Source organism: Vibrio scophthalmi LMG 19158, assembly GCF_000222585.1.
Classification (GTDB): Bacteria; Pseudomonadota; Gammaproteobacteria; order Enterobacterales; family Vibrionaceae; genus Vibrio; species Vibrio scophthalmi.
The window spans coordinates 1-15,887 of the sequence record NZ_AFWE01000169.1; the positions used below are offsets into that span (position 1 = coordinate 1).

The 15,887-nt window shown below is 45.8% G+C and carries 11 protein-coding genes; 10 read left to right on the plus strand and 1 reads right to left on the minus strand.

Annotated features, from left to right (window positions below):
• Positions 1-269 precede the first annotated feature (269 nt).
• From secE to rpoC, 8 genes are all read left to right on the plus strand, one after another.
• Positions 270-650 carry a preprotein translocase subunit SecE gene (gene secE / locus RH88_RS12950; RefSeq protein ID WP_005596684.1) on the plus strand — a complete coding sequence of 127 codons (381 nt, stop codon included), beginning with the start codon at positions 270-272 and terminating at the stop codon, positions 648-650.
• A 13-nt stretch (positions 651-663) separates the two neighbouring features.
• Complete coding sequence (gene nusG / locus RH88_RS12955) at positions 664-1,212, plus strand: transcription termination/antitermination protein NusG (protein ID WP_005596686.1); 549 nt, start codon at positions 664-666, stop codon at positions 1,210-1,212.
• Between the two features lie 144 nt (positions 1,213-1,356).
• The gene (gene rplK, locus RH88_RS12960; protein WP_005596690.1) at positions 1,357-1,785 is read left to right on the plus strand and encodes a 50S ribosomal protein L11; all 429 of its coding nucleotides are present in this window, start codon (positions 1,357-1,359) and stop codon (positions 1,783-1,785) included.
• Between the two features lie 4 nt (positions 1,786-1,789).
• Positions 1,790-2,491 carry a 50S ribosomal protein L1 gene (rplA, locus tag RH88_RS12965; RefSeq protein ID WP_005596691.1) on the plus strand — a complete coding sequence of 234 codons (702 nt, stop codon included), beginning with the start codon at positions 1,790-1,792 and terminating at the stop codon, positions 2,489-2,491.
• A gap of 303 nt (positions 2,492-2,794) precedes the next feature.
• A complete protein-coding gene (gene rplJ / locus RH88_RS12970) occupies positions 2,795-3,289 on the plus strand; it encodes a 50S ribosomal protein L10 (RefSeq protein ID WP_005596693.1) in 495 nt (164 codons plus the stop codon).
• A 59-nt stretch (positions 3,290-3,348) separates the two neighbouring features.
• Positions 3,349-3,714, plus strand: coding sequence for a 50S ribosomal protein L7/L12 (gene rplL, locus RH88_RS12975; RefSeq protein WP_005596695.1), 366 nt, complete (start codon positions 3,349-3,351; stop codon positions 3,712-3,714).
• Positions 3,715-3,942: 228 nt separating this feature from the next.
• The gene (rpoB, locus tag RH88_RS12980) at positions 3,943-7,971 is read left to right on the plus strand and encodes a DNA-directed RNA polymerase subunit beta (protein ID WP_005596698.1); all 4,029 of its coding nucleotides are present in this window, start codon (positions 3,943-3,945) and stop codon (positions 7,969-7,971) included.
• 105 nt (positions 7,972-8,076) lie between these two features.
• Complete coding sequence (gene rpoC / locus RH88_RS12985) at positions 8,077-12,279, plus strand: DNA-directed RNA polymerase subunit beta' (RefSeq protein ID WP_005596700.1); 4,203 nt, start codon at positions 8,077-8,079, stop codon at positions 12,277-12,279.
• A 730-nt stretch (positions 12,280-13,009) separates the two neighbouring features.
• Here the strand turns inward: rpoC and RH88_RS12990 are convergent.
• On the minus strand, positions 13,010-13,504 hold the full coding sequence (locus RH88_RS12990; protein WP_040757966.1) for an Rsd/AlgQ family anti-sigma factor: 495 nt from the start codon (positions 13,502-13,504) through the stop codon (positions 13,010-13,012).
• Positions 13,505-13,683: 179 nt separating this feature from the next.
• Between RH88_RS12990 and nudC the strand changes: the two genes are divergently transcribed.
• Complete coding sequence (gene nudC, locus RH88_RS12995; RefSeq protein ID WP_005596704.1) at positions 13,684-14,478, plus strand: NAD(+) diphosphatase; 795 nt, start codon at positions 13,684-13,686, stop codon at positions 14,476-14,478.
• A gap of 249 nt (positions 14,479-14,727) precedes the next feature.
• Positions 14,728-15,795: a uroporphyrinogen decarboxylase gene (gene hemE / locus RH88_RS13000; protein ID WP_005596706.1), complete on the plus strand. Its 1,068-nt coding sequence runs from the start codon at positions 14,728-14,730 to the stop codon at positions 15,793-15,795.
• Positions 15,796-15,887 lie beyond the last annotated feature (92 nt).

Genomic DNA, 15,887 nt, shown 5'->3' on the forward strand with positions numbered 1-15,887 from the left:
AAGAATTAGCTGAAGACTTCAGAAAATCTTGAATAAGATTTGACGAACCAGTAGCAAAAAGGGCATCATTTGATGCCCTTTTTCTGCACAAAAAATAATGTTTGCTGAATTATTGTTCATGTAGACGTTAGCAGGAATTTTTTGGCGAAAAGCAATTTTGGTCAATAAAAGAGGACGTCAATTTTTTATAAAATTGGTCGTTTCATGGATTTGCCCTGCAGCAGCGGGGTTGTTGTCGTCTATATTAAGACTTGTGACAGGTTGGTTTTATGAAAGCAAATAATGCTGAAACTCCTGAGAGCTCAAATGGCGCAGATATCTTTAAGTGGGTAATCACTTTTGTTCTGCTAACTGCCGCTGTTGTGGGTAATTACCTGTATGGTGATATGTCTGTAGTGGTTCGCGCTGCAGGCGTTGTTGTATTAATTGCAGCAGCACTTGGTGTTGCGGCTACAACAACTAAAGGTAAAGCTTCGATCGTGTTTGCGAAAGAATCTCGTATGGAAGTTCGTAAAGTGGTTTGGCCAACGCGTCAAGAAACTCTGCAAACGACACTGATCGTTTTAGCTGTAAGTATTGTAATGGCTCTAGCGCTATGGGGCATTGACGGCATTATGGTTCGTCTTGTTGCATTTGTGACTGGGGTATAGAGGGTTTTTATTCATGAGTGAAGCTCCAAAAAAACGCTGGTATGTAGTTCAAGCCTTCTCTGGTTTTGAAGGTCGTGTAGCTCAATCTCTTCGCGAGCATATCAAAATGCATGGCATGGAAGAGCTATTCGGTGAAGTACTTGTCCCTACTGAAGAAGTAGTGGAAATCCGCGCTGGACAACGTCGTAAGTCAGAACGTAAGTTCTTTCCAGGTTACGTCCTAGTTCAGATGATCATGAACGATGAATCATGGCACTTAGTGCGTAGTGTTCCGCGTGTCATGGGCTTCATTGGTGGTACCTCTGATCGTCCAGCTCCTATCACTGATAAGGAAGCTGATGCGATTCTTAACCGTCTTGAAAAAGCGAGTGAAGCACCACGTCCTCGTACTATGTACGAAGCGGGTGAAGTTGTTCGCGTGACCGATGGCCCGTTTGCTGACTTCAACGGTACTGTTGAAGAAGTGGATTACGTTAAGAGCCGCGTGAAAGTGTCTGTATCGATCTTTGGTCGTGCTACACCAGTTGAGCTTGAATTCGGTCAAGTGGAAAAACTTGATTAAAAAAACACCTTGCAAAGGGTTGTTTAGGGCGTGAATTATGACTATAATTTCGCGCCTTTTTGCTTCTGTTGAAGTAAAAAGATTTTTACATAACCGGGGAGCTGATCAGTCGATTAGCGTTTGAACCCAAACTTAGGAAATATCATGGCTAAGAAAGTTGAAGCTTATATCAAGCTACAAGTTGCTGCTGGCGCTGCGAACCCAAGTCCACCAGTTGGTCCTGCTCTAGGTCAACACGGTGTTAACATCATGGAATTCTGTAAAGCGTTCAACGCAAAAACAGAATCTCTTGAGAAAGGCATGCCGACTCCAGTAGTAATCACTGTTTACTCTGACCGTTCTTTCACGTTCATCACTAAGACTCCTCCTGCTGCAACTCTTCTTCTGAAGGCAGCTGGTCTTAAGTCTGGTTCTGGTCGTCCTAACACTGAAAAAGTGGGCACGATTACTGAAGCTCAAATCCAAGAAATCGCAGAAACTAAAGCTGCTGACATGACTGGTTCTGATATTGAAGCGATGAAACGTTCTATTGCGGGTACTGCTCGTTCAATGGGCCTAGTGGTAGAGGGTTAAGATCATGGCAAAACTAACTAAGCGCATGCGCGTAATCCGCGACAAAGTTGACGTAACTAAAGAATACGAAATCAATGAAGCTGTAGCTCTTCTTAAAGAACTTGCAACTGCTAAATTCGTAGAATCTGTTGACGTAGCTGTTAACCTAGGTATCGACGCTCGTAAATCTGACCAAAACGTTCGTGGCGCAACTGTGCTACCACACGGTACTGGTCGTGATATCCGCGTTGCTGTATTCGCTCAAGGTGCAAACGCTGAAGCTGCTAAAGAAGCTGGCGCTGACCTAGTGGGTATGGAAGATCTAGCTGAGCTAGTTAAAAAGGGCGAAATGAACTTCGACGTAGTTGTTGCTTCTCCAGATGCAATGCGCGTTGTTGGTCAACTAGGTACTATCCTAGGTCCACGTGGTCTGATGCCAAACCCGAAAGTTGGTACTGTAACTCCTAACGTTGCTGAAGCGGTTAAGAACGCTAAAGCTGGTCAGGTTCGTTACCGTAACGACAAGAACGGTATCATCCACACTACAATCGGCAAAGTTTCTTTCGACGCGAACCAACTACAAGAGAACCTAGAAGCTCTACTAGTTGCGCTTAAGAAAGCTAAGCCGTCTTCAGCGAAAGGCGCTTTCCTGAAGAAAGTTAGCATCTCTACTACAATGGGTGCTGGCGTTGCAGTTGATCAGGCTAGCCTGAACACTCAAGCTTAATTTATTTGATTAGGTGTGAAATTAGTGTATAATTTCGCGCCTAATATTTGTGGTTGGGGCTGAACTTTGGTTCGTTAAATTCCTCGTGAATTTAGTTAGAATTATGACCCAGTCTCCGTCCAAGACCGTAGGTGTCTGACTTTATATTTATATAGAGAAAGACTTAATCATCCTACGTAGATGGTGCCCGAACTGACAGAAAGCTCTATGCAAATAGTAAACTTTCTTCTGGGAAGCACCTAAATAGCTCTCACTGTTGTGATAATAGTGAGTGGTGTAATAACAACCAGGAGTAAATCCAAGATGGCTTTAAACCTTCTAGACAAAAAAGCAATTGTTGCTGAAGTCAACGAAGCTGCCAGTGGTGCACTTTCTGCAGTTGTAGCTGATTCTCGCGGTGTAGCTGTGGGTGCAATGACTTCTCTACGTAAACAGGCTCGTGAAGCTGGTGTTTATGTACGAGTTGTTCGTAACACTCTAGCACGTCGTGCGGTTGAAGGTACTCAGTACGAGTGTCTAACTGACACTTTCACTGGTCCTACTCTAATCGCGTTCTCTAACGAGCACCCAGGTGCTGCAGCGCGTCTTTTCAAAGACTTCGCTAAAGAGAACAAAGATTTCGAGATCAAAGCTGCTGCATTTGAAGGCGCTCTAACTGACGCTGAAGTACTAGCGACACTACCAACTTACGACGAAGCGATTGCACGCCTAATGATGTGCATGAAAGAAGCTTCAGCTGGCAAGCTGGTACGTACTATCGCTGCTATCCGCGATCAAAAAGAAGAAGCTGCGGCGTAAGCCTTGCTTTTTTTACTGGTTGCAAAATAAACTTATTGTTGACTTAAAAGAGAATTGTTATGTCTATTACTAACGAGCAAATCCTAGACGCAGTTGCAGAAATGTCTGTAATGCAAGTTGTTGAACTAATTGAAGCAATGGAAGAAAAATTCGGTGTTACTGCAGCTGCTGCTGTAGTTGCTGGTGGTGCTGCTACTGAAGCTGCTGCTGAGCAAACTGAATTCGACGTAATCCTAACTGCTGCTGGCGCTAACAAAGTACAAGTTATCAAAGCTGTACGTGGCGCAACTGGTCTAGGCCTTAAAGAAGCTAAAGCTCTTGTAGACGGCGCACCTGCTGCTCTTAAAGAAGGCGTAGAAAAAGCTGAAGCTGAAGCTCTTAAAGCACAGCTAGAAGAAGCTGGCGCTTCTGTTGAAATCAAGTAATTATTACTTAATTTCATAGCCGTAAGGCTAATGGCTGGTGGTTTATTAACCACCGGCCTTTTTGCGCTGTAGGGTCTAGGTGAATTTTCCCGCTGTTTAAGCACCTTTATCCGAGCAAAACTCATGATGTTCATCGAATCACATGAGACTACAGTAAACAGTTGTTAGTCACTGTCCCACCCGTCAGGCGGACAGTTTGGGTCACTTATCAGCGAGCTGAGGAACCCCATGGTTTACTCTTATACCGAGAAAAAGCGCATCCGTAAGGACTTTGGTACTCGTCCACAAGTTTTGGACATTCCATACCTGCTATCGATCCAGCTCGATTCGTTCGAAAAATTTATCGAACAGGATCCTGAGGGGCAATACGGTCTTGAGGCTGCTTTCCGTTCTGTTTTTCCAATTCAGAGCTACAACGGCAATTCCGAGCTGCAATACGTTAGCTACCGTCTTGGTGAGCCAGTTTTTGATGTTAAAGAATGTCAAATCCGCGGTGTTACTTACTCAAAGCCACTACGCGTAAAACTACGCCTTGTGATCTTTGATCGAGACGCGCCAGCAGGTACTGTAAAAGACATTAAAGAACAAGAAGTCTACATGGGCGAAATTCCGCTTATGACAGACAACGGTACCTTCGTAATTAACGGTACCGAGAGGGTTATCGTATCCCAGCTGCACAGAAGCCCAGGCGTTTTCTTCGACAGCGATAAGGGTAAGACCCACTCATCAGGCAAAGTTCTATACAACGCACGTATCATTCCTTACCGTGGCTCATGGTTAGACTTTGAGTTCGATCCTAAGGACAACCTGTACGTACGTATCGACCGTCGTCGTAAGCTACCTGCATCAATTATTTTGCGTGCACTTGGTAAGACTACCGAAGAGATCCTAGATCTATTCTTCGAGAAAGTTAACTTCCAAGTGAAAGATCAAACTCTACTAATGGAGTTGATCCCAGAGCGTCTACGTGGTGAGACTGCTTCGTTTGATATTGAAGCAAACGGCAAAGTATATATTGAGCAAGGTCGTCGTGTAACTGCGCGTCATATCCGTCAACTTGAAAAAGAAGGCGTTGACCACATCGAAGTACCAGTTGAGTACATCGTTGGTAAAGTTGCATCGAAAGATTACGTTAATGAAGCGACTGGCGAAGTTATCGTTTCTGCTAACCAAGAGATCAGTCTTGAAGCATTAGCGAACCTTTCTCAAGCTGGCCACAAAGCGCTAGAAGTTCTATTTACGAACGATCTAGACCACGGTGCCTTCATGTCAGAAACTGTACGCGTCGACAGCACTGTTGATCGTATTTCTGCACTGGTAGAAATCTACCGCATGATGCGCCCTGGCGAGCCGCCAACGAAAGAAGCTGCTGAATCATTGTTCGAAAGCCTGTTCTTCTCTGAAGAGCGTTACGACCTATCAACTGTTGGCCGCATGAAGTTCAACAGCTCAATTGGTCGTGCAGATGCAGACGAGCAAGGTACGCTAGATGAGCTAGATATCATCGAAGTGATGAAGAAGCTGATCTCGATCCGTAACGGTAAAGGCGAAGTGGACGATATCGACCACCTTGGCAACCGTCGTATCCGTTCAGTTGGCGAAATGGCTGAGAACCAATTCCGCGTTGGTCTTGTACGTGTTGAACGTGCAGTGAAAGAGCGCCTAAGCCTTGGTGACCTTGATGCAATCATGCCTCAAGATCTAATCAACGCTAAGCCTATTTCAGCAGCGGTTAAAGAATTCTTTGGCTCTTCACAGCTTTCACAGTTTATGGACCAAAACAACCCGTTGTCAGAAGTTACGCACAAACGTCGTATCTCTGCATTGGGTCCTGGCGGTCTAACGCGTGAACGCGCTGGCTTTGAAGTACGTGACGTTCACGTAACTCACTACGGTCGTCTATGTCCGATCGAAACGCCAGAAGGTCCAAACATCGGTTTGATCAACTCACTATCTGCGTTTGCACGTTGTAACGAGTACGGTTTCCTAGAGACTCCATACCGTCGTGTAGTAGATGGTGTTGTAACTGACGAAGTTGATTACCTATCTGCAATCGAAGAAGGTCAATACGTTATCGCTCAGGCGAACACGAAGTTGACTGAAGAAGGTACATTTGATGATGAGCTAATCACTGCTCGTCAGAAAGGTGAATCTGGTCTTCACCCTCGTGAACACGCTCAGTACATGGACGTTGCAACGAACCAGGTAGTATCAATCGCTGCATCGCTTATCCCGTTCCTAGAACACGATGATGCGAACCGTGCCTTGATGGGCGCGAACATGCAACGTCAGGCAGTTCCAACTCTACGTGCTGATAAGCCGCTAGTTGGTACTGGTATTGAACGTAACATCGCAGTTGACTCAGGTGTAACTGTTGTTGCGAAACGTGGTGGTTCTGTTCAGTCTGTAGATGCTTCTCGTATCGTTGTTAAAGTGAACGAAGAAGAATTGATTCCTGGCGAAGCTGGTATCGATATCTACAACCTAACTAAATACACTCGTTCTAACCAAAACACGTGTATCAACCAACGTCCATGTGTAATGCCTGGCGAACCGGTTGCTCGTGGTGACGTTCTTGCTGATGGTCCTTCAACAGACCTTGGTGAACTAGCGCTTGGTCAGAACATGCGTATCGCGTTCATGCCTTGGAACGGTTACAACTTCGAAGACTCGATCTTAGTATCTGAGCGCGTAGTTCAAGAAGACCGCTTCACGACAATCCACATCCAAGAACTATCTTGTGTGGCGCGTGACACGAAACTGGGTTCTGAAGAGATCACAGCGGATATTCCAAACGTAGGTGAATCTGCTCTGTCTAAACTAGACGAGTCAGGTATCGTTTACATTGGTGCTGAAGTTAAGGGTGGCGACATCCTAGTTGGTAAAGTAACGCCTAAAGGCGAAACTCAGCTAACGCCAGAAGAAAAGCTACTACGTGCTATCTTCGGTGAAAAAGCATCAGATGTTAAAGATACATCACTGCGTGTACCAAACTCAGTTTCAGGTACTATCATCGATGTTCAAGTTTTCACTCGCGATGGCGTAGAGAAAGACAAGCGTGCGCTTGAAATTGAACAGATGCAGTTGAAAGAAGCGAAGAAAGACCTTACTGAAGAGTTCCAAATTCTTGAAGGCGGTCTACTAGCGCGTGTTCGTTCTGTATTGATCGAAGGTGGCTACTCTGAAGCGAAACTAGACACGACTGATCGTAAGAAGTGGCTAGAGCTAACGCTTGAAGATGATGCTCTACAGACTCAGCTTGAGCAACTAGCAGAGCAGTATGACGAGCTACGTGCAGACTTCGATAAGAAGTTTGAAACTAAGCGTCGTAAGATCACACAAGGTGATGATCTAGCTCCTGGCGTACTGAAGATCGTTAAGGTTTACCTTGCGGTTAAACGTCGCATTCAGCCTGGTGATAAGATGGCAGGCCGTCACGGTAACAAGGGTGTAATCTCTAAGATCAACCCTGTTGAAGACATGCCATACGATGAAAACGGTCAACCGGTAGACATCGTACTTAACCCGCTGGGTGTACCTTCGCGTATGAACATCGGTCAGATCCTAGAAGTTCACTTAGGTCTGGCAGCGAAAGGTATCGGTGAGAAAATCAACAAGATGGTGAAAGAGCAGCAAGAGCTAGCGAAATTCCGCGAATTCCTGCAAAAAGTTTACGACCTAGGCGATACTCGTCAGACCGTAGACATTGCTTCTCTATCTGATGCTGAAGTGCGTACATTGATCGGCAACCTACGTGGTGGTTTACCAATCGCAACGCCAGTATTTGATGGTGCACCTGAATCATCAATCAAAGCTCTTCTAGAGCTAGCAGACCTACCAACATCTGGTCAGCTTAAATTGTTTGATGGTCGTACTGGTGATTCGTTTGAGCGTCCTGTAACTGTTGGTTACATGTACATGCTGAAACTAAACCACCTTGTTGACGACAAGATGCACGCTCGTTCAACTGGTTCGTACAGCCTAGTAACTCAGCAACCACTTGGTGGTAAAGCTCAGTTCGGTGGTCAGCGTTTCGGTGAGATGGAAGTATGGGCACTAGAAGCATACGGTGCTGCTTACACGCTTCAAGAAATGCTAACCGTTAAGTCAGATGACGTTAACGGCCGTACTAAGATGTACAAAAACATCGTAGACGGTAACCACAGCATGGAACCTGGCATGCCAGAATCGTTCAACGTATTGTTGAAAGAGATTCGCTCGCTAGGTATCAACATCGAGCTAGAAGACGAAGAGTAATCACTTATTCCCCTGAGCGTAAGTTCAGGGAAATTAAGCGATTATCGGTAAAAAGGTGCTCACTTTTGCAGGTGGGCTCCTTTTAACTCCTTACAGGAGCTGATTGTGAAAGACTTATTAAACTTTCTAAAAGCGCAGCATAAGACCGAAGAATTTGATGCAATCAAAATCGGTCTATCTTCACCAGACATGATCCGTTCATGGTCTTTTGGTGAAGTTAAAAAACCTGAAACGATTAACTACCGTACGTTCAAACCTGAACGTGATGGTTTGTTCTGTGCGCGTATTTTTGGCCCAGTAAAAGACTACGAATGTCTTTGTGGCAAATACAAGCGCCTGAAGCACCGTGGTGTAATCTGTGAGAAGTGTGGCGTTGAAGTTACACAAACTAAAGTTCGTCGTGACCGTATGGGCCACATCGAGCTAGCTTCACCAGTTGCTCACATCTGGTTCCTAAAATCACTACCGTCTCGCATCGGTCTACTAATGGATATCCCGCTACGTGATATCGAACGTGTTCTTTACTTCGAAATGTACGTTGTAACTGAGCCGGGTATGACTGATCTAGAAAAATCTCAGATGCTTACTGAAGAAGAGTATCTGGATCGTCTAGAAGAGTGGGGCGATGAGTTCACGGCTAAAATGGGTGCAGAGGCTATCAAGGACCTTCTAGGTTCTATGGACATGCACGCAGAAGTTGAACAAATGCGCGAAGAGTTAGAAACCACTAACTCAGAAACTAAGCGTAAGAAGCTGACTAAGCGTCTGAAACTGGTTGAAGCGTTCATCACTTCGGGTAACAACCCTGAGTGGATGATCCTAACTGTACTTCCAGTTCTTCCGCCAGATCTACGTCCTCTAGTACCACTAGATGGTGGTCGTTTTGCGACTTCAGATCTGAACGACCTTTACCGTCGTGTGATCAACCGTAACAACCGTTTGAAGCGTCTTCTAGAGCTAGCGGCTCCAGACATCATCGTACGTAACGAAAAACGTATGCTGCAAGAGTCTGTTGATGCCCTTCTAGATAACGGTCGTCGCGGTCGTGCGATCACAGGTTCTAACAAGCGTCCTCTGAAATCTCTTGCTGATATGATCAAGGGTAAACAAGGTCGTTTCCGTCAGAACCTTCTAGGTAAACGTGTAGACTACTCTGGCCGTTCTGTAATCACAGTAGGTCCATACCTTCGTCTACACCAGTGTGGTCTTCCTAAGAAGATGGCACTTGAGCTATTTAAGCCGTTTATCTACAGCAAGCTAGAGACTCGTGGTCTTGCGACTACAATCAAAGCAGCTAAGAAAATGGTAGAGCGCGAAGAAGCGGTAGTTTGGGATATCCTAGACGAAGTGATCCGTGAACACCCAGTACTATTGAACCGTGCACCAACACTTCACCGTCTTGGTATCCAGGCGTTCGAACCAGTACTAATCGAAGGTAAAGCGATTCAGCTACACCCACTAGTGTGTGCGGCATACAACGCGGACTTCGATGGTGACCAAATGGCGGTTCACGTGCCTCTAACTCTAGAAGCACAGCTTGAAGCTCGTACTCTGATGATGTCGACGAACAACATTCTGTCGCCAGCGTCAGGTGATCCGATCATCGTACCTTCTCAGGACGTTGTATTGGGTCTGTACTACATGACACGTGACAAGATCAACGTGAAAGGTGAAGGCATGTACCTTGCTGGCCCTGAAGAGGCTGAGAAGGCATACCGCACTAAGAACGCTGAACTACACGCACGCGTTAAAGTACGTATTACTGAAACTGTTGTTGATGAAGACGGTAACAGCACAACTGAAACGAAGATGGTTGATACAACTGTCGGTCGTGCAATGTTGTGGCAAATCGTTCCAGCAGGTCTACCGTACAGCATCGTTAACCAAAAGCTAGGTAAGAAGCAAATCTCTAACCTACTTAACGAGTGTTACCGTAAGCTTGGTCTAAAAGACACAGTAGTATTTGCTGACCAAATCATGTACACCGGTTTTGCTTATGCAGCACTATCTGGCGTATCTGTTGGTATCAACGACATGGTTGTGCCAGATGCGAAGTACACTGAAATTTCAGCAGCAGAAGAAGAAGTTCGCGAAATTCAAGAACAGTACCAATCTGGTCTTGTAACTGCGGGCGAACGATACAACAAAGTTATCGATATCTGGGCATCAACGAACGACCGCGTAGCGAAAGCTATGATGGAAAACTTGTCTTACGAAACTGTGACTAACCGTGACGGTGAAGAAGAGCAACAAGAATCGTTCAACAGCATCTACATGATGGCCGACTCGGGCGCACGTGGTTCTGCAGCTCAGATTCGTCAGCTTGCTGGTATGCGTGGTCTGATGGCTCGTCCAGATGGTTCGATCATCGAAACGCCGATCACTGCAAACTTTAAAGAAGGTCTAAACGTCCTTCAGTACTTTATCTCAACGCACGGTGCTCGTAAGGGTCTTGCGGATACAGCACTGAAAACAGCAAACTCGGGTTACCTAACTCGTCGTCTAGTAGACGTTGCTCAAGACGTTGTAGTTACTGAACATGACTGTGGCACTGTTGAAGGTGTTGACATGATGCCTCATATCGAAGGTGGTGACGTTAAAGTTCCACTGGCTGAGCTGGCTCTAGGTCGTGTTGTAGCGGAAGATGTTCTTAAACCGGGTTCTGAAGATGTTCTAATTCCACGTAACACTCTAATCGATGAGAAGTGGTGTCAGATCATGGAAGAGAACTCTGTAGACAGCATGAAAGTACGCTCTGTCGTTACTTGTGATGCTGACTTCGGTTGTTGTGCACAGTGTTACGGTCGTGACCTAGCACGTGGTCACCTAGTAAACCAAGGTGAAGCAGTTGGTGTTATCGCTGCTCAGTCTATCGGTGAACCAGGTACACAGCTAACGATGCGTACGTTCCACATCGGTGGTGCGGCATCTACTGCAGCAGCAGAGAACAGCATCCAAGCGAAGAACACAGGTTCGGTTAAGCTTCACAACGCTAAGTTTGTAATCAACAAAGCTGGCAAGCTTGTAATCACTTCTCGTGCATCTGAAATGACCATCATTGATGAGTTCGGTCGTACGAAAGAGAAACACAAACTGCCATACGGTTCGATTCTAAGCAAAGCGGACAACGATGCGGTAACAGCTGGCGACGTAGTTGCTAACTGGGAAGCGCACACCATGCCAATCATCACTGAAGTGGCAGGTCGCATCCAATTCGTTGACATGATCGACGGTGTAACAGTTTCTCGCCAAACAGATGACCTAACAGGTCTATCTTCAAGCGAAGTGACTGATCCGGCTGCTCGCCCAGCTGCAGGTAAAGATATGCGTCCAGCTATCAAACTTGTAGATGAGCAAGGTAACGATGTAATGATCCCTGGTACTGATATGCCAGCTCACTACTTCCTACCTGGTAAAGCGATCGTTAACATCGAAGATGGCGCAGAAGTTGGCATTGGTGACACACTATCTCGTATCCCTCAAAAATCGAGCGGAAACAAAGATATCACCGGTGGTCTACCACGCGTAGCAGACCTATTCGAAGCTCGTAAGCCTAAAGAGCCTGCGATCCTAGCTGAGCACACTGGTGCAGTAAGCTTTGGTAAAGAAACGAAAGGTAAGCGTCGTCTAGTGATCACTCGCGACAGCGGTGAAGTTTACGAAGAGATGATTCCTAAGCATCGCCAATTGAACGTGTTCGAAGGCGAGAAAGTGGAACGTGGTGATGTTATTGCAGATGGTCCAGAGACCCCGCATGACATTCTACGTCTACGTGGTATCCACGCAGTAACTCAGTACATCGCTAACGAAGTACAAGAAGTTTACCGTCTACAAGGCGTTAAGATTAACGATAAGCACATTGAGACTATCGTTCGTCAAATGCTACGTAAGTGTACTATTACACACGCGGGTGACTCTGAGTTCCTACCTGGCGAGCAAGTTGAATATCACAATGTTAAGATTGCTAACCGTAATCTAGAAGCTGAAGGCAAAGAGCCTGCACGTTTTGAACGTGACCTTCTAGGTATCACTAAAGCATCTCTAGCAACTGAGTCGTTCATCTCTGCGGCATCGTTCCAGGAGACAACTCGCGTACTAACAGAAGCTGCGGTTTCTGGTAAGCGTGATGAGCTACGTGGTCTGAAAGAAAACGTAATCGTGGGTCGTCTGATCCCAGCGGGTACTGGTTTCGCATACCACCAAGAGCGTCAAGCTAAGCGCGCTGAAGAGCAAGAAGGTCCATCTGCTGAACAAGCAACAGATAACCTAGCAGCACTTCTAAACGCTGGCTTCTCTTCTGAAGATTAATCTTCGAGACGAGCAATAGCTTAAGAAAAAAGGCACCTTCGGGTGCCTTTTTTGTTTTTGAAGCATTGAGAGTTGAGAAGCGAGAAGCGAGATCGATGGGAGGATATTCAATTAAGCGGTGAGTCATCACCAAGACGAAAGGAAATTAGATCCCCAACTCGCTCGTGCCTCACTCTTGAGGATGACAACCTGCTTTGCCAGCAATCAGGCTAAATAAAAGGTGACAACTCACTGGCGGCCACTCGGTCATTCCCTAGACTGACGAAGGAAGGCGTAGGGAATCTATAGCAGTAACACTGATGACGTCAGACCCTCAACGCGCTCGTGCCTCACTCTTGAGGATGACGATCTGCTCTGCTACCAGTTAAGTGAAATAAAGCTCAGGATATTACCGGCGAACCTTTGGTCATTCCCTAGACTGACGAAGGAAGGCGTAGGGAATCTATAGTAGTAACAGTGATGAAATAAGATCCCCAACTCGCTCGTGCCTCGCTCTTGAGGATGGCAATCTGCTTTGCCAGCAATTAAGTGAAATAAAGCTCAGGATATTAACGGCGAACCTTTGGTCACTCCCTAGAGTGACAGCTTATTTCTTTCGATGAACAATAAAAAAGGCTGACACTCTCATGCCAACCCTCTCTCTTTCTCATCTCACGCGAAGCATTCTAACTTCTCGAATCTCGAATCTCGAATCTCGAATCTCGAATCTCGAACCTCCTAGAGCTCTAGCTTATGCCCCCGGGGGAACGGCTAAACTGTCAGAGATAAGCTGAATCAAATTATCTTCAACTTCAAATCGTACTTCGAGAATTTCTCCCACACTGGAGAGATCAACATCAAAATCCTCCAAAGTATCATCTTGATCAACGTCGGCGTATTTATCGGTAAAGTTCAGCAAAGGATCAGTGGTTAACACGATCTTCGCGTAGGCTTTATTAATATCGTCGGTAATTTCAAACCCAGTAGAACGCCATTGATCCATCACCGTATCGTAGATCTTAAAGTGACCTTCGGAGATATAGTCGACCAAATGCTGGCAAAAATCTTGCAGTTCTAGAGGCGTGGGGAGTGAAGATAGAGCGGTTTTCTGACTAGCGGGTTGTAGTGCGGCAAGCTTACAATATTCGACAATTAGGGATTGTCGGGTCTCTAACCAATGGTCGATGACGTCACTTGAGCCACCCCATTGTTCTTGTGTTTTTTTCAGTTTTTTTAGCATGACCATGCCCTCATGATCTAATCACAACTCCGGTGATCATTTTACTTTGCTGAGCAAAGCGATGATAGATATACAACCTATTGTCCTGACTAGAAATTATAGTGAATGAATTGCTTTTCTACTAACTCTAGTATGAAATTAGATTGCCAGTAAAATGGTTGAACTGCAAGCAATGAGGGACGGTAATGTTAGAGAACGGTGATATGGCCCACGAGAGTGCGGCATATTGGTGTGTTGTATCAGGGAGCGATATTTGGCTAGAAGATGGCAAGCTCCCTTACGGTTTTGCTAGTGAATTCGGGTTTTCTGACCGTGATGTCGTCTGTATTGGTGACTATCAGGGCGCGCCGGTAATGTGGCTAAATGACATGGAGATCGAAGCTCGTTTGCCAATGAGCTCATTGCGTGAGTGCTTAGCTTACCCGCAGGATCTTTTTCTACTGGCGAGCAAAGCGGTTCAATATGGGCACATGACGCAAACGATGCGTTTTTGTCCACAGTGTGGTGGTCGAAACCATCTAAACCACAATCAGCTTGCTATGCAATGCACAGAGTGCCGTACATTGCATTATCCACGGATCTTCCCCTGCATCATTGTTGCGGTGCGTAAAGAACAGCAGATTTTACTCGCACAGCATCCTCGTCATCGTAACGGTATGTACACGGTCATCGCCGGTTTTCTTGAAGTGGGAGAAACACTCGAGCAGTGCGTGGCACGTGAAGTGAAAGAAGAGACAGGGATTGAGGTCAGCAATATTCGTTATTTTGGCAGTCAACCTTGGGCGTTTCCTTCCAGTATGATGATGGCGTTTCTCGCGGATTATCAATCTGGTAACATTAAGCCGGATTATAGTGAGTTAAGTGATGCGCAGTGGTTCTCACCTGATGAGATGCCCCCCGTAGCACCTATTGGTACGATTGCTCGACAACTGATCGATCAGACGCTTGCCGACATTAATGAGCATCTTACTGAAAAATAGATAAAAAAAACCCTCCGAGAGGGAGGGGGTAAGTAAGATGTCGTTATGAGATACTGAGTATTAGATACACAGTTAATTATTGTAGTTTTCGCTAGCGATGAAATTTTTATCACTGTTAGAGGTTGGGTGCAAATTAAGCACTTATTTAAAAGTTAATAACTTGATCTAGGTTGCAAAGCACACGGCTTTTGCGAGCTAAACAGTGTTAGAATATCAGCGAAAAATAACGCCTAAGATTGGAAAAGCACAATGACTGAATTAAAAAATGATCGTTATCTGCGTGCGCTTTTGAAAGAGCCTGTAGATTACACCCCAGTATGGATGATGCGCCAAGCAGGCCGTTACCTACCTGAATATAAAGCAACTCGTGCTCAAGCGGGTGATTTTATGTCACTGTGTCGCAATGCTGAGCTTGCTTCAGAGGTAACCCTTCAGCCATTACGCCGTTTTCCACTTGATGCCGCGATTCTATTTTCTGACATCTTGACTATTCCTGATGCCATGGGTTTAGGCCTACGCTTTACACAAGGTGAAGGCCCTGTGTTCGATAAGCCAATCACTTGCAAAGCAGACGTAGACAAGATCGGTTTGCCAGATCCTGAAGGTGAGCTGCAGTACGTGATGAATGCGGTTCGCCAGATCCGTAAAGATCTACAAGGTGAAGTGCCGTTGATTGGTTTCTCTGGCAGCCCGTGGACACTAGCGACCTACATGGTTGAAGGTGGTAGCTCTAAAGCATTCACCAAGATCAAGAAGATGATGTATGCAGAGCCGCAAACGCTGCACCTGTTGCTTGATAAACTGGCGGACAGCGTAATTGAATACCTGAACGCGCAAATTAAAGCGGGTGCACAATCAGTGATGGTGTTTGATACATGGGGCGGTGTATTAACCCCTCGTGATTACAACCTATTCTCACTGCAATACATGCACAAGATCGTTGATGGCCTGATTCGTGAAAACGACGGTCGTCGTGTTCCTGTAACTCTGTTCACCAAGAATGGCGGCATGTGGCTTGAGCAGATCGCAGCAACGGGTTGTGATGCGGTTGGTCTAGACTGGACGATCAACATTGCCGATGCGAAAGCACGAATTGGCGATAAAGTAGCGTTGCAAGGCAACATGGATCCTTCTATGTTGTACGCGTCACCTGAGCGTATTCGTGAAGAAGTGGGCTCAATCCTAGAAGGGTTTGGTGATGCAGGTACAGGGCACGTATTTAACCTTGGCCATGGTATTCACCTTGATGTGCCACCAGAAAATGCTGGTGTATTTGTTGAGGCTGTACACGAACTGTCTAAGCCTTACCACAAGTAATTGCAAATGCTTAAACGCCTGATTTATTCAGGCGTTTTTGTTATAGCAAGCATGTGTTGGTATACTAAACGCAACGGAGAAAGGGATACCAC